The 23,528-nt window shown below is 53.8% G+C and carries 19 protein-coding genes and 1 tRNA gene; 11 read left to right on the top strand and 9 right to left on the bottom strand.

Annotated elements, in window-relative coordinates; translation table 11 throughout:
- Positions 1-49: 49 nt before the first annotated feature.
- The 4 genes from OH144_RS11985 to OH144_RS11970 form a co-directional block, all read right to left on the bottom strand.
- Complete coding sequence (locus OH144_RS11985) at positions 50-907, bottom strand: transketolase (protein ID WP_266202476.1); 858 nt, start codon at positions 905-907, stop codon at positions 50-52.
- Between the two features lie 151 nt (positions 908-1,058).
- A complete protein-coding gene (gene bcp, locus OH144_RS11980; protein WP_266202475.1) occupies positions 1,059-1,508 on the bottom strand; it encodes a thioredoxin-dependent thiol peroxidase in 450 nt (149 codons plus the stop codon).
- A 98-nt stretch (positions 1,509-1,606) separates the two neighbouring features.
- A complete protein-coding gene (locus tag OH144_RS11975; RefSeq protein WP_266202474.1) occupies positions 1,607-3,520 on the bottom strand; it encodes a M23 family metallopeptidase in 1,914 nt (637 codons plus the stop codon).
- On the bottom strand, positions 3,507-4,118 hold the full coding sequence (locus OH144_RS11970; RefSeq protein ID WP_266202473.1) for a fumarylacetoacetate hydrolase family protein: 612 nt from the start codon (positions 4,116-4,118) through the stop codon (positions 3,507-3,509). The genes OH144_RS11975 and OH144_RS11970 overlap by 14 nt, the downstream gene beginning before the upstream one ends.
- Before the next feature lie 356 nt (positions 4,119-4,474).
- On the opposite strand from OH144_RS11970, the gene OH144_RS11965 reads away from it, so the two are divergent.
- Both OH144_RS11965 and OH144_RS11960 read left to right on the top strand, forming a co-directional pair.
- Positions 4,475-5,269: a M48 family metallopeptidase gene (locus OH144_RS11965; RefSeq protein ID WP_266202472.1), complete on the top strand. Its 795-nt coding sequence runs from the start codon at positions 4,475-4,477 to the stop codon at positions 5,267-5,269.
- An 11-nt stretch (positions 5,270-5,280) separates the two neighbouring features.
- The gene (locus OH144_RS11960) at positions 5,281-5,916 is read left to right on the top strand and encodes a hypothetical protein (protein WP_266202471.1); all 636 of its coding nucleotides are present in this window, start codon (positions 5,281-5,283) and stop codon (positions 5,914-5,916) included.
- 97 nt (positions 5,917-6,013) lie between these two features.
- On the opposite strand, the gene OH144_RS11955 is transcribed toward OH144_RS11960, so the two are convergent.
- Positions 6,014-6,820 (bottom strand): 3'-5' exonuclease, encoded by an 807-nt coding sequence (locus tag OH144_RS11955; protein ID WP_266202470.1) that lies wholly within the window; start codon positions 6,818-6,820, stop codon positions 6,014-6,016.
- Between the two features lie 6 nt (positions 6,821-6,826).
- Entirely contained in the window at positions 6,827-8,212 is a 1,386-nt protein-coding gene (locus tag OH144_RS11950; protein WP_266202469.1) for a UDP-N-acetylmuramate--L-alanine ligase, read from the bottom strand.
- 218 nt (positions 8,213-8,430) lie between these two features.
- Here OH144_RS11950 and dnaB point away from each other — a divergent pair, with 218 nt between their 5' ends.
- The 5 genes from dnaB to OH144_RS11925 all read left to right on the top strand — a co-directional run bounded on the left by dnaB (position 8,431) and on the right by OH144_RS11925 (position 16,654).
- Positions 8,431-9,999 carry a replicative DNA helicase gene (gene dnaB, locus OH144_RS11945; protein ID WP_456107243.1) on the top strand — a complete coding sequence of 523 codons (1,569 nt, stop codon included), beginning with the start codon at positions 8,431-8,433 and terminating at the stop codon, positions 9,997-9,999.
- 805 nt (positions 10,000-10,804) lie between these two features.
- Positions 10,805-13,507, top strand: coding sequence for a D-alanine--D-alanine ligase family protein (locus OH144_RS11940; protein ID WP_266202467.1), 2,703 nt, complete (start codon positions 10,805-10,807; stop codon positions 13,505-13,507).
- A 77-nt stretch (positions 13,508-13,584) separates the two neighbouring features.
- The gene (locus OH144_RS11935) at positions 13,585-14,361 is read left to right on the top strand and encodes a PASTA domain-containing protein (RefSeq protein WP_266202466.1); all 777 of its coding nucleotides are present in this window, start codon (positions 13,585-13,587) and stop codon (positions 14,359-14,361) included.
- Between the two features lie 163 nt (positions 14,362-14,524).
- A complete protein-coding gene (locus OH144_RS11930; protein WP_266202465.1) occupies positions 14,525-16,345 on the top strand; it encodes a T9SS type A sorting domain-containing protein in 1,821 nt (606 codons plus the stop codon).
- A gap of 3 nt (positions 16,346-16,348) precedes the next feature.
- Complete coding sequence (locus OH144_RS11925) at positions 16,349-16,654, top strand: rhodanese-like domain-containing protein (RefSeq protein ID WP_266202464.1); 306 nt, start codon at positions 16,349-16,351, stop codon at positions 16,652-16,654.
- An 88-nt stretch (positions 16,655-16,742) separates the two neighbouring features.
- On the opposite strand, the gene OH144_RS11920 is transcribed toward OH144_RS11925, so the two are convergent.
- Positions 16,743-18,029: a site-2 protease family protein gene (locus tag OH144_RS11920; RefSeq protein WP_266202463.1), complete on the bottom strand. Its 1,287-nt coding sequence runs from the start codon at positions 18,027-18,029 to the stop codon at positions 16,743-16,745.
- On the bottom strand, positions 18,016-18,648 hold the full coding sequence (locus tag OH144_RS11915) for an HAD family hydrolase (protein WP_266202462.1): 633 nt from the start codon (positions 18,646-18,648) through the stop codon (positions 18,016-18,018). The genes OH144_RS11920 and OH144_RS11915 overlap by 14 nt, the downstream gene beginning before the upstream one ends.
- Before the next feature lie 91 nt (positions 18,649-18,739).
- Here OH144_RS11915 and OH144_RS11910 point away from each other — a divergent pair.
- The 3 genes from OH144_RS11910 (at position 18,740) to OH144_RS11900 (ending at position 20,924) form a co-directional block, all read left to right on the top strand.
- A tRNA-Ile gene (locus OH144_RS11910) sits at positions 18,740-18,813 on the top strand.
- 817 nt (positions 18,814-19,630) lie between these two features.
- The gene (locus OH144_RS11905) at positions 19,631-20,419 is read left to right on the top strand and encodes an alpha/beta fold hydrolase (protein ID WP_266202461.1); all 789 of its coding nucleotides are present in this window, start codon (positions 19,631-19,633) and stop codon (positions 20,417-20,419) included.
- Between the two features lie 94 nt (positions 20,420-20,513).
- The gene (locus tag OH144_RS11900) at positions 20,514-20,924 is read left to right on the top strand and encodes a hypothetical protein (RefSeq protein WP_266202460.1); all 411 of its coding nucleotides are present in this window, start codon (positions 20,514-20,516) and stop codon (positions 20,922-20,924) included.
- A gap of 125 nt (positions 20,925-21,049) precedes the next feature.
- Here the strand turns inward: OH144_RS11900 and OH144_RS11895 are convergent, their stop codons facing one another.
- The gene (locus OH144_RS11895; protein ID WP_266202459.1) at positions 21,050-21,607 is read right to left on the bottom strand and encodes an RNA polymerase sigma-70 factor; all 558 of its coding nucleotides are present in this window, start codon (positions 21,605-21,607) and stop codon (positions 21,050-21,052) included.
- Between the two features lie 628 nt (positions 21,608-22,235).
- On the opposite strand from OH144_RS11895, the gene OH144_RS11890 reads away from it, so the two are divergent.
- Positions 22,236-23,426: a FecR family protein gene (locus OH144_RS11890; RefSeq protein WP_266202458.1), complete on the top strand. Its 1,191-nt coding sequence runs from the start codon at positions 22,236-22,238 to the stop codon at positions 23,424-23,426.
- Positions 23,427-23,528 lie beyond the last annotated feature (102 nt).

Genomic DNA, 23,528 nt, shown 5'->3' with positions numbered 1-23,528 from the left:
ACCATGCGCTAAAACCAGAAGGATGTGGGCTCAGGTCCGAAAGTATAACTTAGTAATCGGATGCTTGTTCTACGGCCAGTTGCTGCAGGGCTATCTCCAACTGCTCATCGTTCGGTGCCACGCCGTGCCACTTGTGCGAGCCCATCATATAATCCACGCCGAAGCCCATCTCCGTGTTCATCAGGATAATGACCGGCTTGCCCTTGCCTGTGGTGGCCTTGGCCTCTTCCAGGGCAGGCAGCAGCAACTCAAAGTTGTTGCCGTCGGCCTCCAGCACGTGCCAGCCGAAGGCTTCGAATTTGGCGCGCAGGTCGCCCAGGCCCGCTACTTCTGCGGTAGAGCCGTCTATCTGCTGCCCGTTTCTGTCTACGGTGGCGATGATGTTATCTACTTTGTGGTGCGCGGCATACATAGCGGCCTCCCAAATCTGGCCTTCCTCCAGTTCGCCGTCGCCCATCAGCACGTACACCAGGTTATTATCGTTGTTGAGCTTCTTGGCCTGTGCCGCGCCGATGGCCACAGAAAGTCCCTGGCCCAGCGAGCCGGAGGCGATGCGAATGCCCGGTAAGCCTTCGTGCGTGGTCGGGTGGCCCTGCAGCCTGGAGTCCAGCTTGCGGAACGTGGCCAGCTCTTTTACATCAAAGAAGCCGGCGCGGGCCAGTGCAGAGTACCATACCGGCGAGATGTGGCCGTTGGAAAGGAAGAACAGGTCTTCGCCCTGGCCGTCCATCGTAAAATCGGTGCTGTAGTTCATCACCCTGAAGTACAGTGACACGAAGTAATCGGTGCAGCCAAGCGAGCCGCCCGGGTGGCCGGAGTTCACGGCATGCACCATGCGCACAATATCGCGGCGCACCTGCGCGGCGGTTTGCTTCAGCTCTTCGATGCTAAGGTTATGTGGGTTCACGGTATTCGGTTATGTTAAGAATTAATAAAATCTATTTCCGGGTCTTATCCTTTAAAGCACAAGCGGCCCACCTTGCAGAAAGAATGTTTCTACAGATGTCCAAATATAACAAAAAAACGCAGCTGCCGAAGAGGGCAGCTGCGTTAATGTTTTATTTCAGTAGCTGGGCGGCGTGCTCCTTTGTTTTTACCTTGGTGATGATGTCTTGGATTGTCCCTTCCTCATCGATGACGAAGGTGTAGCGCATGGTGCCCATGTACTTGCGGCCATACATCGATTTTTCCTGCCACACCCCGTACTGCTCCACGATCTTCTTATCGGTATCGGCAAGGAGCGTAAAAGGCAGTTCATACTTACTGATGAAGTTCTGGTGTGATTTCTCGCTGTCTATACTCACGCCGATCACTTCGTAACCTGCTTTTTTAAGGTCGCTGTAGTTGTCGCGCAGGTTGCAGCTCTGGGTCGTGCAGCCGGGGGTGTTGTCCTTCGGGTAGAAGTATAGAACCACTTTCTTGCCGCGGTAGTCGCTCAGTTTTACGGTGTTTCCGTTCTGGTCCCTGCCCTCAAACGCAGGCGCTTTGTCTCCGATGTTTAGTGTCATAGTTGTTTACGTATCAAGTAGCACGACACACGTAGCACGAAATGCACCAATTCCTGAAGTCGTGCTACGTGCTACGTGTGTCGTGCTACGGTATCAAATTAAATTCTGGTAGTATACACCGCCTCATTGCCGGCATTATCCCTTACCTTCAGGATCACCTCACCCGATAAAGGTATGTTTTTATCCAGCTTTTCGGACCAGATCGTGGCCTGTTTGTGCTCATACTTCATCAGGATCCACTTTCCGTCCACCCAGGCATTATAGGAGTTCAGGCCCGAGAGATCGTCTGCTATTTTAAAGCTGATGCCGTTGCGGCTCTTGCTGATCAACCGTATGGTCGGGGCCTTGGTATCTTCCATCACTTTAAACTTACCCATGTTCCGGGTGGTGAAGGTGATGGTGTTGCCCTCCCACTTGCCCCCGGTAAAGCCGCGGCCTCGCCCGGTGCCCAGGAAGTATACGGCAGCCTTGCTCTTGTCTATGCCGGTGGTGTCGGCCTTTAGCGTTACCTTAATGGCCTTGTGCAGCGGCGTGAAATAATCACCGATCGTGAATACACCGTTTTCCAGGCTCGTTTGTAAGTATAACGTGTCGTACAGGCTCTGTTTGTCGAAGCCCAGTTTCAGGTAACTGTTACGGAACTGGAACTCCTGCGCCGGCGGCACCATCTGCTCCAGGCCAAAGCTTGTGCTCAGCCCGCAGAAGCGCATCGAGTCGGGCAGGCCGGCGCGCAGGTCATACAGGCCCACGGCAATGGAGTTGCTCACGTAGCTGGGTACCAGCATCAATTCCTCACCGCCTACAAACAGCTCGATGTTCTTGGGTGTGGCGCTGGTATCGGCGGCGTTTATCCGCAGCACATTGCCCAGGATCTCGTAGTTTATACTTGGCTTCTTCACCGTGGCAGACCTGGTTTGGGTAAAGGCCGGTTTTTGGCCCTTCACCGTGAAGCTCAGGGAGGAAGTGTTGTTATAGGAGTCGCGGGCCACCAGCTTTACCTGGTAAACCGAGTCCGGGTGCACCTTCAGGCGGCCATCGCTGCCATTGGCCTTGTAGAGCGGCAGGTCGTTGCCGTAATCCACAAATGCTTTCTGGAACGTACTGCCACGGCGCCTGTACTGGCCGTAATTGATGTGCTGCGACACTTGCCGCGACAGCTCAAAAGGTACCCTGTCGATGTAGTGGTTATACATCTGCTCCCCGTTCACGAACAGCGTTACCTCCTGCGTGCCGTTCTTGTTGGCAGCGCCGTCGAGGCGGTCGATGGTCTGCAGTTCCAGCCCCAGCAGGCCGTGGGCGAAAACCGTGTCGGTCAACGTATAGTTATTGCCTACCTTTTTGGTGCGCAGCTCGGCCCGCTCAAACGCATTGTTTACCCTGGCGTGGATGTTAAGCGGCGCGATGCCTATACTATAAATATCCGGTGGCGTGGTGTCGATCACCTCCTTAAATGTATAGCGCAGCGGGTTGTACAGGCGGTCTTCCTTGTCGCGAATCTCGAAGTGCAGGTGCGGGCCACCCGAGCCGCCGGTGTTACCCGATAGGCCGATCACGTCGCCGCGTTTCACAGGGAACTGCCCTGGCTCCGGGAACAGCTCCAGCTCAAAAGTCTGCTTCTCGTACTGCTTTTGCAGCACATGGTCGGCCAGCGGCTGGTAAAACTCCAGCAGGTGCGCGTACGTGGTTACCAGGCCGTTGGGGTGCGTGACATAGATGATGTTGCCATAACCGTAGGTAGACTGCTTCACCCGTGAGATATAGCCGTCGGCGGCGGCGTGTACGTTCAGGCCCACGCGCTGATCGGTCTTGATATCGAGCCCGCCGTGGAAGTGGTTGGAGCGAATCTCGCCCATGGTGCCCGACAGGTAATTGCGCTCACCCGGCTTTATCGGGAAGAGGAAGTAGTCGGCCGGGGCCGGCATGGGCGGCTCTGCCGGCATCTGGGCCATGGCGCCAAAGCTGGAAAACAAACCAAGTATGGCTGTGGCAATCCGCTTCTTATTTAACTTCAAAATCGAGGAGTTTCTTGTCTTCAACATATCCTTCCAGCCTGTCTCCAATTTTAACGGGGCCTACGCCCTGAGGTGTTCCTGTATAAATAATGTCCCCTTTCTTCAGGGTGATGAATTTAGAAATGTAAGCGATGATGTCGTCAAAGGAGTTGAGCATCATCTTAGAATTGCCCTGTTGCCTCGTCTCACCGTTCACATCCAGCCTGAAACTGATGTTCTGCAGATCGGGGAAGTCTGATAACGGCAGAAACTCGGAGACAGGGGCCGAGCCGTTAAAACCTTTGGCCAGCGTCCAGGGTAGGCCCTTGCTTTTAGCTTTTGCCTGCAGGTCGCGGGCTGTAAAATCAATGCCCAGGCCTATGGCGTCGTAGTACTTATGGGCGAATTTCTGCTCGATGTTCTTGCCCTCGCGGCTGATGCGCAAAATCAGCTCCACCTCGTGGTGAATGTCGTTGCTGTACTCCGGGTAATAAAAGGGCTCGTTGTGGCGAAGGACGGCTGTGTCGGGTTTAAAAAAGATCACAGGCTCGTCGGGCACCTCGTTCTGGAGTTCGGCAATATGATCGGCATAGTTCCTGCCGATGGCTAATATCTTCATGTAAAGGGATTTTTCGGTTCTATTCTCAAAAATAGGACTTCTTACGGAGAGCCCTAGCATAATCCTCAAAAAAATATAGGAGGTGTAGCGTGTTAGGCACCTCGTGTTCAGACTTGTTTTACCTCCGGCCAGTGCAACTGCTAGAGGCGCCTAGCTTGATAACTATAAGCATCGGAGGCGTCGTATACGTGTGCAGGAACCATACTTTTTAAGCCATTGCGAATCAGTAGATCAACGTTAAAGCAGGTTTTTAAGTATAGTTTTATGCTAATTTGTTCATATAATTGCGGGCGGTTTTCAGAAATTTGGTTCAAAATTTGAATTGGGTTTTAAAAGCCATTAAATCATTAAAGACGATGTATAAGAAAATTATTGTATTCACAGTAGCTGTGGTCACGTTTGTGGCCTGTACGACGGTGCCGATCACGGGCCGCCGACAGCTTAACCTGGTGTCTGACGCGCAGATGCAATCGCTGAGCTACGATGCCTACAATCAATTCCTGAAGGAGAACAAGCTCTCGCGCGATGCCCAGGCCACGGCCATGGTGAAGCGTGCCGGCCAGCGCATACAGCGGGCGGTGGAGCAGTACATGGCAGCCAACGGCCTGTCCAGTGAGCTGCAGGGTTTTGCCTGGGAGCATAACCTGATCGAGGATGAGCAGGTGAACGCATGGGCGATGGCAGGCGGTAAAACAGTAGTATACACCGGTATACTTCCGGTGGCGCAGAACGAGACAGGCCTTGCCGTGATCATGGGCCACGAAATTGCCCACGCCATAGCCAAGCATGGCAATGAGCGCATGAGCCAGCAACTGGCGCAGCAGTTCGGTGGACAGACGCTGTCGGCACTGGCTGGTGCGCAGCCGGGTACGGCGCAAAATCTGGTGATGGCGGTGTATGGTGCCGGCTCCCAGTTGGGCCTGCTAAAGTATGGCCGCACGCAGGAATCGGAGGCTGACAGGCTGGGCCTAATTTTTATGGCGATGGCTGGATATAATCCAGAAGAAGCTGTATCTTTCTGGAAGCGTATGGAAGCCAAAAGCGGTGGTCAGGCCCCGCCGGAGTTCCTTTCCACGCACCCTAGCGCCGGTACCAGACAGGCAGATCTGCAGAAGCACATGCCTGAGGCGCTCAAATACTACAAGCGCTAATAAACTCTAACATGACCACAGACAGAAGAAGCCGTGCCCTCGGCGCCACCCTGAACAGAAGCGGGTTGCTGTACCTGCTGTTTTTCCTGCTGCTGGCCTCCTCCGCCTGCTCCACCCGCGAGTTTATACAGGAGGAGAATGCGGAGAACCCGGAAGGTGGCGAACTGGAGGCAGAGGTGCCCTATGATGGCGTGCTTCTGGCGCAGGTCGTGTTTGATACGGTAGACTATATCGTGCCGACAGAGCAGCTGATGCAACCTTTCATCAAAGAGTTTGGCGATGGCACCGTGGTAGATCGGGTGATGATCCGGAAGGTGCAGGAGACGAAAGAGGACGACCCGGCTTACTACCTGGTAGGTCTGGGCATACAGAACGGCGCTTACAGAAGTATGGCGCTAGAACTGGACCTGGCTGCCGACAACAGCCTGTACCTGAGCAGCAAGGGAGCCCGGCATATTTGTAAGTCCTCCATTGGTTGCGGCTTTTGCTACTTTACTTTCTCAGGTAACCGCATCACCGGCTGCCAGTGCTCCTCGCGGGCACCCGGCAACAACTGTGAGCACCGGTATGCTGAAGGTAACACCCTGCTGAAGGAAAACCCGAGGCTCCGCCCGAACCGTGAGCGGGATAGTAAGAAAAGTAACTAAGAAGTATAAAAACAGAAGCGGCCGCTATACTTTAGTGGCCGCTTCTGTTTTTATACTTCTGTAGGGGTTTAATTATCCCGGCTGCATACTGACTATGCTAAGATACCTTCATGCCGCGCAATCTGATGCGGGTCAGGATCTTCTTGGTGTAGAGCGGGAACTCGCTTTTCATCATCCAGTCGTAGTAGCTTGGTTCTTTCTGCAGCACTTCCTCCACCGGCACGTTTTTATACTTGCCGAAATTGAAAACCTCCTGCCCGGAATTGTTATACACAATGCGGCCCGAAAGGTCAGCGGTCTTCTGGAACGTGAACTTGTGCAGGGCGCCCATGTCGTTCTGCACCGGGTACTCGGTGATGCCTTCCGATGTCTCGTAAGGCGTTTCCTGGTAGCGTTCGAGCTGGGCCTTCAGTATCTCGTAGGTGGCCACGGTGTCGGCCTCGGCGCTGTGGGCGTTATCCAAAGATTTGTCGCAGTAGAACCTGTAGGCCGCAGACAGCGTGCGCTGCTCCATCTGGTGGAAAATGCGGCAGGCGTCCACGATGTTACGGTTCTCGATGTCAAAGTCAATATCGCAGCGCAGGAACTCCTCGGCCAGCAGCGGAATGTCGAAGCGCAGGATGTTATAGCCGCCCAAATCACACCCTTCCAGGAACTTACTTAGGTCGTGGGCTACCTGCTTAAAGGTAGGGCAGTCGGCCACGTCCTCGTCATAGATCTTGTGGATCAGGCTCGACTCCAGTGGAATGGGGATGGTAGGGTGGATGCGGCGCGTTTTCAGGATCTCCTCTCCGTTGGGCATTACCTTCAGGGCACTCAGCTCCACGATACGGTCTTTGCCGATGTCGGTGCCGGTGGTTTCCAAGTCGAAGAATACGATGGGGCGCTTGAGGTGTAGTTTCATACTTGTCTATGCTTTCAGAACCGCCTGCGTTAGCGCCTCCAGATTAATGTTGTTATAAGTGCCCGAGCTCATCAGGAGCAGGTTGGCGTTCTGCCAGTTGCGCTCCAGCAAGTGCTGCTCGAGTGCCTCCGAGTCGGTGAATACATTCAGGTTAGGATTTTTAAAGGCCTCTCTCAGCTCCTGCTCCGTCAGCGGCTCCATGCGCTTGTGTTCTAGTGTTTTGGGGCTGAAGAACACGATGGGCTCATCGGCCAGGGCCAGGGCACCGGCGTACTGCGGTATAAATTTCTTATTCAGGCTGCTGAAAGTATGGAGCTCCAGCACCGCCACCAGCTCGCGCTCTGGGAACTGCTTTTTTACGGCCTCCGTGCTGGCCTTTACCTTGGAGGGGGCATGGGCAAAGTCGCGGTAAATGTTGGCCGTGCCCGACTCTCCCAGCTTCTGCAGACGCTTGGCCGCTCCCTTAAAGGTTTTCATGGCCGCATAGAAATCTGACGCTTTCACGCCGATCTTCTTGCACACCTCCTTGGCCGCGTTCAGGTTGCGCAGGTTGTGCTCCCCGAACAGCTGCACCTCCACATCGCCGTCCTTCTTGGTATGCAGGATGGTTTTGCCGTTTCGGATGCTATGCTCGTGTACGCCGTAGCCAATGTAGGAAATATCGGCCGGGTTGCGCGGCACGCTCACCAGCTGCACCTGCTCATCGTCCTGGTTATAGATCAGGGTGCCTGCCTTCGGCGTCATCTCGGCAAAGATGCGGAACTGGTCGCGGTACATGTCCGGGTCCGGGAACACGTTGATGTGGTCCCAGCTGATGCCGCTGATCACGCCGATGTGGTGATGGTAGAGGTGGAACTTGGGTACCCGCTTGATCGGGTCCGAGAGGTACTCATCCCCCTCAATAATGATCACCGGTGCATCGTCGGAGAGTTTTACCATGCGGTCGAAGCCCTCCAACTGTGCGCCCACCGCATAATCGAACTTGCGGCCGATGTGCCGGAGCACGTGCATGATCATGCTAGTGATGGTTGTTTTGCCGTGGCTGCCGCCTATCACCACGCGCTGCTTGTCGCGGCTCTGCTCATAGATGAACTCGGGGAAGGAGTAGATCGGCAGGTTCAGCTCCTGGGCGCGCTTCAGCTCCGGGTTGTCGGCGCGGGCGTGCATGCCCAGTATGACCGCGTCCGGCCGGTCGTTCAGTTTCTCCGGAAACCAGCCTTCCTGCTCCGGTAGAATGCCCGCGGCGGCCAGTCGGCTCCTGGCCGGTTCGTAAATTTCATCATCCGAACCCGTCACTTGCTGGCCCTTGTCGTGCAGGGCCAGCGCCAGGTTGTGCATGATGCTACCGCCCACGGCGATAAGGTGTATGTGCTGAAAATCCTTCTTCTCCATATGCAACAAGTGTGTACTAATCAGGCAAAGTTATAAGTACTTGGCTAATTTAAAATAGCTATACGCTAATATGTGGATACATTGTGGATATGTGTATATTGATGTGGATATCCTGTGTAAAGCCCTGTGTGCGGGTGTTGATAGCCGGGTGGGCAATTTTTACGAACATTTTTCGGGTGCAGGATATATAAGGATATATCTTTGTGCTTATGGAGGAGATGAAAATGAATGTGCGGCCTGCGGGCAACCGCAACGGATGGCAGAAAAAAGCCCCCGTAGTTTCGGAGTTGGGCAAGAAGCCACCGCAGGCACTTGATTTGGAGGAGGCCGTGCTAGGCGCTCTAATGCTGGAAAAGGATGCCCTGACCAATGTGATTGATATTCTGCGCCCGCAGAGTTTCTACAAAGAGTCGCACCAGCGTATTTTCAAGGCCATACTTGCTCTATTCGATAAATCGGAACCTATTGATATTCTGACGGTAACGCAGGAGCTGCGCGAGCACGGGGAACTGGAGCTGGCTGGCGGCGCCTACTACGTAACACAGCTGACGACCCGTGTTAACTCTGCCGCTAACATCGAGTACCACGCCCGAATTATCACGGAGAACTCCATCAAACGCGATTTGATCTCTATTTCCTCCGAGGTGCTTTCCAGCGCTTTCGAGGATACCACCGACGTGTTCGAGCTGCTCGATAAGACAGAGGCCAAGCTCTATGAAGTATCGGAGTCCAACATCCGTAAGAACTTCGACGACATGCGCTCGCTCATGCACATGGCCATCAAGGAGCTGGAGGAAAAGCGCAAGCAGTCGGACGGTTTGACGGGCGTGCCGACCGGCCTGACGGCCCTGGACCGCGTGACTTCCGGCTGGCAAAAATCTGACCTGGTTATACTTGCCGCACGTCCGGCGATGGGTAAAACGGCCTTCGTACTCTCAGTGATGCGCAATGCCGCCGTGGATTTTGGCAAAGGAGTGGCTATTTTCTCCCTGGAGATGTCCTCGTTGCAGCTGGTGAATCGTCTGATTTCCTCGGAGGCGGAGCTGGAGTCGGAGAAGATCAAGAAAGGAAGCCTGGAAGAGTATGAGTGGGCCCAGCTCAACCATAAGATCGCCAAATTAACTGAGGCGCCAATTTATATCGACGACACGCCGGGCCTCTCGATCCGTGAGTTGCGCACCAAGTGCCGTCGATTGAAGGCGCAGTACGATATCCAGATGATCATCATCGACTACCTGCAGCTGATGAGCGGCAATGCCGACGGCAAGAGTGGCGGTAACCGTGAGCAGGAGATCGCCTCCATTTCGCGTGCCCTTAAAATGCTGGCCAAGGAGCTGAACGTGCCGGTGATCGCGCTCTCGCAGCTGAGCCGTGCCGTAGAGACTCGTGGCGGTGATAAACGCCCGCAGCTCTCTGACCTTCGTGAATCCGGCTCCATAGAGCAGGACGCCGACATGGTGTGCTTCCTCTACCGTCCGGAATACTATGGCATCACCGAGGATGAGATGGGTAACCCGACGGCTGGTGTAGGCGAGGTGATCATTGCCAAGCATCGTAACGGCTCGCTGGAGAACGTGCAGTTGAAATTTATCGGCAAGTATACTAAGTTTACGAACCTGGATAATGATTTCGGGGGGGATGCCATGGGCGGTTTCAATGCACTGCCAAACAGCACCTTCGATACCGAGACACCGGGCGCCATCCGTTTAGGCAGCCGCATGAACGACGGGGGCAGTGGTGGTGGAGGCTTCCCGACATCCAACTTTGACGAAGAACCACCGTTTTAAAGAGACTTAAAGCAATACTCGCGCGTTGTTTGTCTACGTTCACAAGTATAAACGAATAGCCAAAGGAGGATTAGCCGCTGTGCCGCAAGCCAGTGGCTTTTCTGTTTTTATAGACCTCGCAGCGTCGGAAGGTCCTGCGGGCGTCTGGCACCTGAAGTGCCTTGGTTATGGAGGGTGAAAGCCTTCTCTGGCGCAAGCGTCCGCTTGTGCCTCTCTTAGCCCTTGCTTCCCGCATCTTGACACAAGCTATACTTGCTAGCCGCTGTTCCTCCACGGCTTTACAACCAACTTGTTCCATAGTATACTTTCTGCTCTCAAGCCCGAGAGGGCTCGTCCTTTGGCATCGCGCTGGGAGCTTTTCCTGCCCTCGTCCCTCGGGCTGTCTCGCTGCCGCTCGTCACCGGAAAAACTCGCATAGGCGCTCAACCCAAGGACTGGGTATCATTTCGATAGCCACGGCCATTGCTATGGAACAAGTATAAGTCCCCCTTTGAAGGGGGCAGGGGTGGGTTTCATGCTTGTAGGGACAAGTCGCAACCTGTCCACGCAAAGCAGCGGCGATGAAACTTATACTTTGGCTTATGCAACTTGAACCGAGCTCCCCTCCTTGGATAAGGAGGGGCAGGGGTGGTTGGACCCGGTACAGCAGAAAAGAACCACAAGCCTGTATAAAGTATATAAACCTTCGCTGCGGAAACGCTTTTGGAGTAGCGTTGGTGCAGCTGTTTAAAGTATAAACCGTGGCATTTTTTTAAGCTCCTAAATTCTACTTAACTTAAGCCCCTCATTTACTACCTTTGCGATAATGAAAGTAGGAATCATCTTTGGTGGCCCGTCGCGCGAGCGCGAAATCTCGTTTGCAGGTGGCCGTACGGTATACGATAACCTGGACAAGTCTCTTTTCGAGGCTGTACCCGTGTTTGTTGACAGCCTGGGCAACTTCATACTGCTCGACTGGCAGTTCATCTACAAGGGCACCATCCGCGATTTTTACCCGCCCGTGGAGGCGCTGCCGGAGAGCGAGCACGGCCTGCAGATTTACCTGGAGTCGCTGGGTGAACTTAGTATAGCCCAGCAGGACAAGATCATAGCCAAAGCGGGTAAGCGTCTGCAGCCGAATGAGTTTAAAAACCATTTCGACTTTGCATTTCTGGCGCTGCACGGCCCCTATGGCGAAGATGGCAGCATCCAGGGTTTGCTGGAGTGGTACCACATTCCGTATTCCGGATCAGGTATACTTCCCTCAGCCATTGGTATTGACAAAGCAGCGCAGAAGGAGATGCTCAAGCAGCACGGCTTCCCGACGCCGGACTACAGAACCATACAATACACCAATTGGAGTAATAAGGAGAACCGCCGCCAGATTTTCGAGCAGCTGAAGGCAGCCCTAAGTTTGCCGCTGGTGCTGAAGGCTCCGCACCAGGGCTCGTCTATTGGGGTATCCATTATCAAGGAAGATGATTTTGATGCTTTTGAGGCCGGCATGGAGCGCAGCTTCTTCACCAAAACCATTTACAAGAGCCAGTGGCTGGCGATGGGTGAGGAGAAGCAGCTGATGAGCATGAAGCATCTCGTGGACATCCGCGAGGGCATCGGTATGCCGGTGGTGCTGGAGAATGGCCAGATCATCTACCACCCGGAGGAGCTTTTCAACCACATCAACCATACGTTCAGCGCTACCGCCACCGACAGCATCACGCTGACAAACGTGGAACACGAGCAGCAGGTGCTGGTAGAGGCCTTTATCCAGGGCCGGGAGTTCTCGTGCATCGTGGTGCAGGATGAGCAGGGCCAGCCTATTGCCCTGCCGCCAACCGAGATCGTGAAGGGTAGCGAAGTATTCGACTACCGCTCCAAATACCTGCCGGGCCTGAGCCGCAAGATCACGCCGATCAACCTGCCAACCGAGCAGATACAAGAGATACGAAAAGCCACCAGCAGGCTGTTTACGGCCTTCGGGTTCAACGTGTACGCCCGCCTGGACGGCTTTATTACCGAGGGTGGCGAGATTTTCCTCAACGACCCGAACACGACCTCGGGCATGCTGCCCTCGTCGTTCTTCTTCCACCAGGCAGCTGAGATCGGGCTGAATCCGTCGCAGTTCCTGACCTACATTATCCGCACCTCGGTGGCTGAGCGCCTGAAGACCGGGAAGGATACGGTAAGGCTGTCGCGCTTGCTGCAGCAGCTGGATAAGAGTATAAAAGACGAGCAGGCGCACCGCCAGGAGAAGATCCGCGTGGGTGTGATCATGGGTGGTTATTCTTCGGAGCGCCATATTTCCGTGGAGAGCGGGCGCAATATTTACGAGAAGCTGTCGTCTTCTGTAAAGTATGAGCCGCTGCCCATCTTCCTGACCGGAAGCAACGAGGCGCACCGCCTGTACGCTATCCCGATCAACATCATGCTGAAAGACAACGCCGACGACATCAAAGAGAAGGTGTTATACTTTGAGCAGGGGGGTAAGCCGCACCCGGTGCTGGCCCAGATTACGGAGGAGGCAGCAAGCATAACACGCAAGTATACGGGCCGCAGCCTGCAGGAGCCGCAGCGTATCTCCTTCGATCAGCTGAAGAACCTGGTGGACGTGGTGTTCATCGCGTTGCACGGTCGTCCGGGAGAGGACGGGGCGCTGCAGCAGGAGTTGGAAAAACTATACATCCCCTACAACGGTTCCGGCATCCGCTCTTCGCAGATCACCATCAACAAGTATGAAACCAACGAAATCCTGGCCAGGCATGGCGTGCCGGTGGCACATCATAAAATGGCCTGGAAAGAGGACTGGCTGCAGGATAAAGAAGCTTTCTTCCAAAGCCTGGAGGCGGAATTCAAGTACCCGTTCATTGCCAAGCCTGCCGACGATGGCTGTAGCTCTGCGGTGAAGAAGATCAAGAACCGCCAGGAACTGGAAGCGTTTACCACGCTGATTTTCCGGGAGATGGAGGAGCTGGATACGGAGTGTGCCCGCACGCTTTCGCTTGGTTTTAAAGAAGAATTCCCGAATAAAGCAGGCTTCCTGGTAGAAACGCTCATCAGCAGGAACGGTGCGAAGCACTTCCTGGAGATCACGGGCGGTTTGCTAACCAAGTATAACCCGGATGGCACGGTGGGTTACGAGGTATTCGAGGCCTCAGAGGCCCTGGCTGAGGGCGAAGTGCTGTCGCTGGAGGAGAAATTCCTGGCCGGGGAGGGACAGAACATCACGCCTGCGCGTTATGCCACTGATCCGGAGCGCCGCCAGCAGATCTCTGACAAAGTAAAGGAGGACCTGCGGCGTGTGGCCCAGATTTTGAACATCGAAGGATATGCCCGCATCGACGCTTTTGTGCGCGTGCTGGAGAACGAAGAGGTGGAGACCATCATTATTGAGGTGAACTCGCTGCCAGGTATGACGCCGGCCACCTGTATTTTCCACCAGACCGCCATCAACGGTTACAAACCCTATGACTTCATCGACCGCATCCTGACCTACGGCATAGAGCGCAACCGTATGAAGGCAGAAATTTAGGAATTAGAGACTTAGAAAGTTTGGGAGTTAGGGAGTTGAGAAGATCTATTAACTAACAATCAGCAACCAAAATACGCATGTTTAAATCGAATTCATTTTTAGGTGTGATAGGGCACCTGCTGATCATGGGCGTTGTTGTGGCGGCCCTGATCTTAGGTTTCTTTTACTATTACCTGCCCTCTACCACCAACCACGGGGAGAGCATCTCGGTGCCTAAGATAACCGGCATGCAGCTGCAGGACGCCGAAATGTTGCTCGAGGAGCAGAACCTGCGCTACTTCATCAACGACTCTACCTATAAGCCGGACCAGAAGCCGTTCCAGATCCTGACACAGGACCCTGCCCCGGGCTCCAAGGTGAAGGAGAACCGCAAGATCTACATCTCGGTGAACATGAAGAACCCGCCGATGATCAAGATGCCACGGCTCATCGACGGATCGGTGAAGAACGCGGAGCTTATCCTGAAAAGCTACGACCTGCGCAAGGGCAAGATTACGTATGTGCCGGACCTGCAGCAGAATGCCGTGCTGAAGCAGTTTGTGGATGGCAAGGAAATAAAACCGGGCGACATGGTGCCGAAAGGGGCTTTGGTGGACCTGCATGTGGGCGATGGCCTAGGTGAGACAGAGTTCGAGATGCCGAAGGTTGTAGGCATGCCGGTAGATGAGGCCTCTGTGCTGCTGGTAGGGCAGGGGCTGCAGATCGGTAACGTTTTTTATGTACAGGGCAGCAACGAGCCCGATGGTACCGTGGTTCGGCAGCGCCCTTTCGCCGAGGTTGGCGCCAAAATTCGCATAGGCGAAATGGTGGACCTCTGGGTGGCCGGTCAGGAGCCGGTGCAAGGTATAGAGTAAGCTTTGACAAAGTATAAACAGGAGCGCCTGCCAGCAACGGCAGGCGTTTTTGTTGCCTCTATACATAAAAGCAGAAGTAGTACGTTTTTAGAGACTGAGACAACCCTGTGGTTTGCATCAGAGTAGCGGAAATGCTACCTTTTGCCTTATATTTATACCTGGGATGAAAAAACAGCTGGCGCTCATACTTCTTATACTCGGCAGTGCTGCCTCCGGGGCCGCTGCACAGGCCGTGCTGCAGCCGCTGCAGCAGCAGGCGAGCCAGCCGCAGAAGTATAAACCGGTGGCAAAGCAGCTGCGGCTTGCTGCGGAGCAAGCACTTCCTTTCTTCGATGACTTTGCAGAGGCCGACAGCCTGAACACCGCGCGCTGGAGCACCACTGGGGTGTTCATCAACAACCGCTATGCGCTGCGGCCCATCACCAAAAATGTGGCTACCCTGGATGGGCTGGATGCCAAGGGCCAGGCCTATGCCCCCAATTCCTTAGCCGCCGGACCTTCTGACACGCTCACTTCTGCGCCTATACTTTTGGGAGGCCTCACACCCGCCGACTCGGTGTATCTGAGCTTTTACTGGCAGTCGGGCGGCCTGGGCGATGTACCGGACCGAACAGAGAGTAACCTGCGCTACCTGGCGCTGGAGTTCCTGGACAACACCGGCGCCTGGCAGGAAGTATGGCACCAAGCGGCAGTGGGCGAGGTGACAGATTTTGCGCAGGTGTTTGTGGGGCTTCGGGAGGCGAGGTACTTCCACAGCGATTTTAGGTTCCGATTCCGCAACGTGGGCCTGCGCAATGGTATGGCCGATGTCTGGAACCTGGACTACGTGGAGCTGGACAAGAACCGCCGCAAGGGCCAAAACACCACCCGCGACATTGCCATCAGCCAAAGTATAAGCAGGCTGCTGAAAAACTACACCGCCATGCCCGCCCGCCAGTTCCGTGAGAACCCGGAGGCAGAACTGGCCGAAGAGGTGCAGGCAACGCTCAACAACCTCGGTGATTTCCCTGGGGCCATCAGTTGGAGGGGCTATATCCGTAACGCGGGAGCCTCTGTGGCCGACACGTTCCTGCGCGAGCAGGCGCTAATACCGGCGCTGGCGCGGCAGTACCAGATCGCGGGCACACCTGGCCTGGAGAGCATCACCCTGCCCGCCACCGATAGCTTTGCGCTGGTGCATGGCATCTGGCTCAACACGAAAGAGCAGAATGCCCTGCAGCGGGCCAACGACATCACTGAACGCAGCACAGTGTTCTCTGATTACTATGCCCTGGATGACGGGACGGCTGAGGCTGGCTTCAGCTTTCTGGGCACCGGCAACACGCAGGTGGCCCAGCGCTTCGACCTGCACCTGGTAGACCAGGTAAGGGCTTTTCGGGTATACTTTCCGAGGGTAGGGCCCGACATCTCGGGTACCTCCATCACCTTCAGGGTCTGGGGCGATGCGAACGGCCTGCCGGGCGAGTCGCTGCACCAGCAGAGCTTCCAGATACAGTACTCCGACACGCTGAACGATTTTTACGAGGTGGAGCTGACGCAGCCGGTGCGGGTGCAGGGCAGCTTTTACATCGGCTGGACGCAGCCGGGGAGCAGGTACGTCAACATCGGCTTTGATAAGAATGAGCCTGCAACCGGCCGCAGGTTCACCTACACCGCTTCGGGGGGCTGGACCGAGGAAAACACGCTGGAGGGGGCCATTATGATGCGCCCGGTGATGACAGGCCAGGAGCCATTGGGCGTGGAGGAGGATCGGTATAGTGCCGCCATGCGCGTGTTCCCGAACCCAAGCCGCGGCCAGGTATACCTGAGCGAGCCCTATGAGCTGGTGCAGGTATACGACCTGCTGGGACGACAGGTACATGCTCAAAAGTATAAAAACAGCCGGGATGCCCTGCAGATAGAGCATTTGTCACCGGGAGTTTATACTTTGCGTATTCAAAATAGAAAAGCCGTTATCACGAAGAAAATAATCCTAACGAACTAAACTATGATCGCATCAGCAGACATCACCGCAGAAGAACTGAAGGAGCGCCTGAGCAAAGGTGAAACTCCTGTCATAATAGATGTACGCGAAGACTGGGAGCACCAGGAGTCTAATATACCCGGGGCTACGAACATACCGCTTGGCACCCTGCCGCAGCGCCTGGACGAGCTGGAAGACCTGAAAGAAAAGGAAGTAATTGTGCAGTGCCGCTCCGGCGCCCGCTCTGCCTCAGCCAGGGCATTTCTGATGCAGCAGGGCTTCTCCAACGTCCGCAACCTGGTGGGCGGCATCATGGGGTATCAGGCCTAAGTATAAATATAAAACAAAGTATAAAGGGAGCGGCTATAACGGCCGCTCCCTTTTTTTACAGGTTTTCTACGTTGCAAGGATTTGAGTCCTACTCAATGATAAAAGGCGCAGGGGTAAAACAGAGCAGGAAGATGAGGAACGCCAGTATACCCAGTGCCTTGCGAAGCGGCGAGAGCGGGCGCTCGTCGGGGCAGGAGGGATGGAAGATCCCCATCACGCGGGAGAGCAGCAAACCGAACACCAGCCAGCCGCTGTACCCATCAGACTCAGGAAAGACCAGCGAAATCAGCACCTGCGCCACCAGCACCACCCCGGCCAGGTATAAACTATACTTAAGCTTTGGCGTAGCTGGCTGCAGCACGAACACCAGATACAGCACGTAGTAAGGCCAAAGCCAGAAGTAGGCCTCCAACTCCGGAAAGAAGCCAGCCAAGCCGTACTGCAGCAGCAGCATGGTCAGGGTGGCGCCCAGGGCGTGGTTGCGGTTGCCCAGTAGCTTGGTGTAAGCCCAGTAGGCGAACGGTGCAAACAGCACCAGCAGCTCCTCAGACCACATGGGCTCCGTGTAGGGCGATATCACCCCAAGCCCGGCATAAAGTATAAACAGCGCGAAAAAGATAGGAGATAGCTGGTTAAAACGTCGGTATCCGATAAGCCCGTACAGCACGTGGCCGCCGTCCAGCTGCCCGATGGGGAGCAGGTTAAGCGCTGTAAAGAACAAGGCCAGGAAGCCCGCAAACACGAACGGGTAGTGGATGACCTCGTACTGGTTTGGCACCAGCGCCGGATCGGCTACGTACTGCTCGAAAAGTATGAACAGCAGGTTCTTGCCCAGCGCGAAGTTGCCGAAGCCCTGCTGGTACACATGCTGCGCATAATCCAGCCCGTAGCGCTCGTACTCCGGGTGTATGCTGAAGATGTACTCCGGCTCGGGCAGGTGGGTAAAACCATAAAACAGCAGCGGAATAGCCACCACAAAACCTGCCAGTGGACCGGCAATACCGATGTCGAAGAACTGCTTCCGCGAGAAGATGCGCTCCTTTATCCGGATGAAGGCCCCCATCGTGCCAAGAGAGGAGGTGATGCCGAACCACAGCGGGATGTAGTAGGGCAGCGTGACGGCGGTGCGGTAGTAGCGGGCCGTGAAATAATGCCCGAACTCATGCACTGTGAGCACGCCCAGGAAGGGTAGCGAAAAGTATAAACCGCCCAGAAACTCGGCCCAGGAGAGCGTACCCGTCCAGCTGAAGCCTTCGGGCCCCAGGAAAAACAGCTTTCCGTACCGCCATTCGGCCCCGGCAATAGTCGTGGTGACCAGCGTGAGGCAGAACAGCAGCAGGTGAAGCCAGGGTTGCTGCCGCCTAGAGGGCAACATCCGCAAAAAACGCGTTGATGGTTAGCGGCGGCTGCAGGTGCAGGGTATGGATGCCCAGGCTGTTGGCGCTGTGGATGTGCTGGATGCTGTCGTCAATAAACAGGGTCTCTGACTTTTGGAGGTTGTTCTCGGCCAGTATCTGCTCAAAAATGGCGGCATCCGGCTTTCGCTTGCCCACTAGGTGCGAGTAATAAGTTTTCTCGAACAGCGAGTCGAGGCTTGGAATGGTGAAGCTGTGGGCCACGATCTGGTTAAAGCGCTGCAGGTGGATGTCGTTGGTGTTGCTCAGCAGGAAAATGCGGTACTTCTTGCCCAGCTCCAGCAGCAGGTCGATGCGCTCCTGCGGAATATCGAGCAGCATGGCGTTCCAGGCCTCGTCTATCTCCTCGTCGGTGGCCTCCAGCTTGTAAGCTTCGCGCAGGCCCTGGCGGAACTCCTCGTTTGTGCAGGCGCCGGTCTCCAGCAGGTCGAACAGGTGTGCTTGCTCTTTCTGGCTGTAGGCAATGTTGCAGTTATCCTTACAGAGCTTCTGCAGCTCCTGTATGCTTTTGTCGTAGTCTAAGTTGATGATGACGCCACCCAGGTCGAAAATGATATTGTTGATTTGTGTCAGGTCCACGAAAAAATTAGCTGTTAGTATTTGAAATATTGAATGCAAATATGTAAAATTGCACTCCCATTTCAAAGGAAGCACTTCTTAAGAAGGGAAAGGGCCTATAGCTCATTCGGTTAGAGCAACTGACTCATAATCAGTAGGTGGCTGGTTCGATTCCAGCTGGGCCCACTTGAAAATCAAGCACTTACGTCCGGGAGATGTAAGTGCTTTTTTGTTTACAGGCAGGTTGTTTCTGCTGCTTTTGCGTTCATTCCTGTTCCGGTTAAAATAAACCGCTCCCGAAGTAATCTCTCTTTCAAGAGCTAACAGAACATACACTTCCCCTGCTTGCTGCTTAAACTGCCTTTATCGTAAAATTCTACACCTTTTACCACGCATCTGTAGGTACTCAGCAATTTTTTTTCCTGTGTGGTAAAGGAGGTTCGTACGAGGTATATGCTTGAATAAACCTGCCATAAAGACACCCTTTAAGGATACAGCTGCTTTGAAACCCGGTCATGGAGGAGGAGAGATTGGATTGGACACGCTAGTAATAGCATTTAGAAAAGGCCTTTTAGCAGCAACCCTGTTTTTAGTCCGATTGTATTGCTACCTTTGAGGTGAGACACGAGCTATAAGACAAGTAGTAAGGAGGGTACTTCTGACTATAGCAACAGGTGGGCCAGGGCAGCCGGGACGGGAACGGGGGCATGTACCAATATCCTCCAGGCGCATACCTATAGCTGCCCGTCTGACCCATAGGTTTGGTTTCTGGAACCCCTCTATGGATTACGTATTTCACGGGTAGTCACCCCATGTTGCCAACATGACCGGTACCCCGGAATGCTTCGGCGAAGCTTCAGCCTACGGGCCTTACTCAGAACCGATGGTCTTTCGGAGGCAGCTGCTCGGTGATGGGGCCAAAGGCAGAGCATTAGGCGCAGACGATACCCTTTGACTTCAGACAAATTCTTTAACAGACAACGAACCGGATCACAAACTCCCTATGAATGTACTTAAAAGAAACAACATAACGGTAAAAGGCAAAGGCCAGCAGCCGATGCTGTTTGCCCATGGCTACGGATGCGACCAGAACATGTGGCGCCATATCACGCCAGCCTTCGAAGAAGACTATCGGATAATTCTCTTTGACCACATTGGCTTTGGCAACTCCGACACAGCCACCTATACGAAGGAGCACTACTCTTCCTTGCAGGCCTATGCTGCCGATATCCTGGAGATATGCCAGGAGCTCGGGTTGCAGGACGTAATCTTCGTGGGCCACTCGGTAAGTGCCATGATCGGGGTACTGGCCGCCATCAAGGAACCAGAGCGCTTTTCGAAACTAGTGCTAATCAGCCCATCGCCTAGCTTCATCAACGACGGAGATTATGTTGGCGGCTTTACCAGGGAGGCGATAGAAGGCTTGCTTGAGTCGCTGGAAGGTGATTACCTGGGCTGGGCTAACACCATTGCTCCTGTCATTATGGGGAATTCTGATCGGCCTGAGCTGAGCCAGGAGCTGGCTGGGAGTTTCTGCAAGAGCCACGAAGGAATAGCCCGGGACTTTGCTCACCTCACCTTTCTCTCTGATCATCGAAAAGATTTGCCGTTGGTGAAGACCGAAGCATTGATCTTGCAATGCTCGGACGACGCAATTGCCCCTTTATCCGTAGGGGAGTATACGCATCAGCACATTCAGGGAAGCAGGCTGATGGTACTGCAAGCAACAGGCCATTGCCCAAACTTGAGTGCGCCTGAGGAAACGATAGCAGCGATGAAAAGCTTCCTGTAAAACGAACGCACTTCAACGTGCTGAAAGGAAGCCCGGGGAGGCTGTCGGAACGAGTAATTGCGTGTTTAAGAAAAAGGAACAAGTACCTTCTATAATGTATAAGGAGCTGAGGAAAGCAAATGGAGATGTATTCTGCGAGGTGAGAAGAACACCCGACAACTCCTTTGTCGCTACCAATTGGATAGGCCTACAGTCCCTGGAAACGGTTATGATCGGTGGCAAGCAGACTCTGGCGATGCTGCAAGAAAAGTCCTGCAAGGGCTTTCTGAACAGCAACCGCGAACTAGTTGGTCCCTGGGAGATAGCCGTAAACTGGCTGATCCAAAAATGGGTGCCACAGGCCAAAGCTCATGGGGTTCGTTACTACGCATATGTGCAAGGTCCGGGTATTTATGGGCGGCGCTCCTTTAATGCATTTTACGAACTTGCTAAACACGAGCTTGAGATAAAGGTATTTTCCGAAGAATCGGAAGCGGAGGCGTGGCTTCGAGAAAAGGCACGTTAGCATACTAGCACTTATGTCCGGAAGATGTAAGTGCTTTTTTATTTGATGCAATTCCTGTGGAGAAGTGCTGCTGGGGGAGGATGGTGGTGAAGTGGTGGTTCTTCTGGGTAACTGCACCCTGCGTCTTACTGGTTCATCAAAAGCAGAAAGGTATACAGCCCGGGTTTGAGCTTGAGGCGAAGCAGTTGCAAGGCCCTTTGCTTTTGTGTCTTTACGGTGTTTATAGAAATACCGAGTTCCTCAGCGATCTCCCCATTCTTCATCTCCTCCAGGTAACCCATTCTGGAGATGCGCTGGCAACTCTCGGGAAGGGTGTCCAGGGCGTGATGCAGTTCAGCGAGTACCTCTGAGAAAATAATGGCTTCATCCAGGCTTTCTTCCGTAACCGACATATGGTTAACATGCATGGCGTAGTTGGCTTTCACCTTCTGATGGCGCACTGCATTCAGGCTGGCGTGTTTTACCGTGCTGTAGAGGTAGCTTTTAATAGCCAGCTCATGTTTATCAATCTCCTCCCTCTGGTTCCAGCACTTAATGAAGGCATCCTGCGCTATGTCTTCGGCAGCCTCCTTGCTCCCCACAATCTGAGCGGAAAAGTAAACCAATCGGGCATAATAACGGTCAAAAAGCTGCTTTAAGAACAGACCCTCTTCCAACATAGACGGATCTTTGTAAATGCTCATCTCAACTAAATTTTAAGAATACTACCTTATACTTCCGGAATCTTTCCTCTGGCCTAAAGCCTTCAACTTTTACGCTTTCTATACTTTAAACAAAGGTGTTTTCTATGTATGACACCTCCTTTTGATTTTGCAGAGCCATAAACATAATTAAAAAATCGGGTTTCTTTATACTTATATAGCTATAAAAGCAAGTACTCGCTCAATTAGTATGCAGCAGCTGTATAGTTAGTTATGATGTCAAGCCCTCCTGTTGGTGTGGCTGGCCATCTTCCACACGAGCAGCTCCATAGGTTGAGGTTATCCGGAATTTTGTTCTTACGCCTCTGGATTGGTTTGACAGGCATGGTCCTTTCTTAGAGCCTTCCACCCCTTCTATTAACTTCACCAAAGCTAGGGCAAATGCTGGTTTTGGAGCTAATACAACAGGTTAAGATAATGTTACATTTGGAAATGTGGCAGTGGCCAAGCACAAAACCGCCCGCGGCAACTGCCAGGGGCAAGCACCACAGGCTTGGGCAGCCTTTAAGCCTTCGGGGCCTGCGATAGCTGTTTCTCACCAACCGCAAAAAAATTAAGTAGCCTTTCACCCACTTTGCCTTCATAGGTGTCTTTACTGCATACGACCACTATGGAGAGCAATCAAGAACAATTCGATAAAGCCAACCTCATACTGAGGCATCTGAGAGGCGAGCTTTCGCCTCAGGAGGAGAAAGAGCTGGAGCTGTGGCTAAGCAGCGGGGAAGGGAACAGACGCCTGTTTGAGAAAATTAAAGGTGAGCATGAGCAAGCGCTGGCCTTCTTTTCCTCTCTGGACACTGATGCGGCCTGGCAGCGAGTTGCTTCACAAACGGTAGCGCAGGAGGAGCAAACAAGAAGCCTCTGGAGACATACAGCCTTATGGAAGTATGCTGCGGTCATCACACTTATACTTGCTACCTCACTTGTTGTCTACCAGACACAGGTAAGGAAGCACAGCCAGCTAGCAGGTACAGCCAGGATAGCGCCGGAGCAACAGGCAGAGGAGATCCTACCGGGCGGAGATAAGGCGATGCTTACCTTCAGCGACGGGTCTTTTTTTGTGCTGGAGGAGCTGGATAACGGCACGGTGCGCGAAGAAAAAGGGGTAAGGGTATCGAAAAAGGATGGCCTGGTATCTTTTGAAATAGCCGATAACAGGAGCGAGCAGGTCTTTTTCAACACTATTTCAACACCTGTGGGGGGGCAGTACCAGGTTGTGTTGCCCGATGGCAGCAAGGTGTGGCTAAACTCAGCGTCCTCGCTGCATTTTCCTTCGGCTTTTGTAGCGCGAGAGCGGGTCGTGGAGCTGACCGGGGAGGGCTACTTCGAGATCGCTAAGAATCAACAGAAACCATTTATAGTTAAGGTAAACTCGGCGACCGTGGAAGTGTTGGGAACCCACTTCAACGTGATGTCCTATGCCAACGAAGGGCGCATTACCACCACGTTGCTGGAAGGCTCTGTGAAAGTGGGGAATGGCAATGCCACGAAGGTGTTGGTGCCTGGTCAGCAAGCTAGTATAGGAAAAGATATCCTGCTGAAAGAGGTAGATGTTGACGAGGCGGTCGCCTGGAAAAATGGACTTTTTTACTTCAATAATGCGGACATAGGTACGGTGATGCGGCAACTGGAGAGATGGTACGGCATCGAGGCGTCTTACAGTGGAGAGGTGCCAACGAAGCATTTCTCGGGCATTATCTCCCGTGACACGGAGATTGATAAGGTGCTGGAAATGCTGGCTTTGACCCGCGCGATAGAATTCAGGACGGAGGGGCGAAAGATTATCGTCTCCAGCCAATAGCAGGAAGATATACCTGCACCACTTAACAGGAGCTATAATTATGCTGCGCATTTACGCGAAGTATGATCGCTAGTACAATCACTTATAATTTGACCTTACCAA

Source organism: Pontibacter kalidii, from assembly GCF_026278245.1.
GTDB lineage: Bacteria > Bacteroidota > Bacteroidia > Cytophagales > Hymenobacteraceae > Pontibacter > Pontibacter kalidii.
This window is presented reverse-complemented; position numbering and strand designations above follow the sequence as displayed.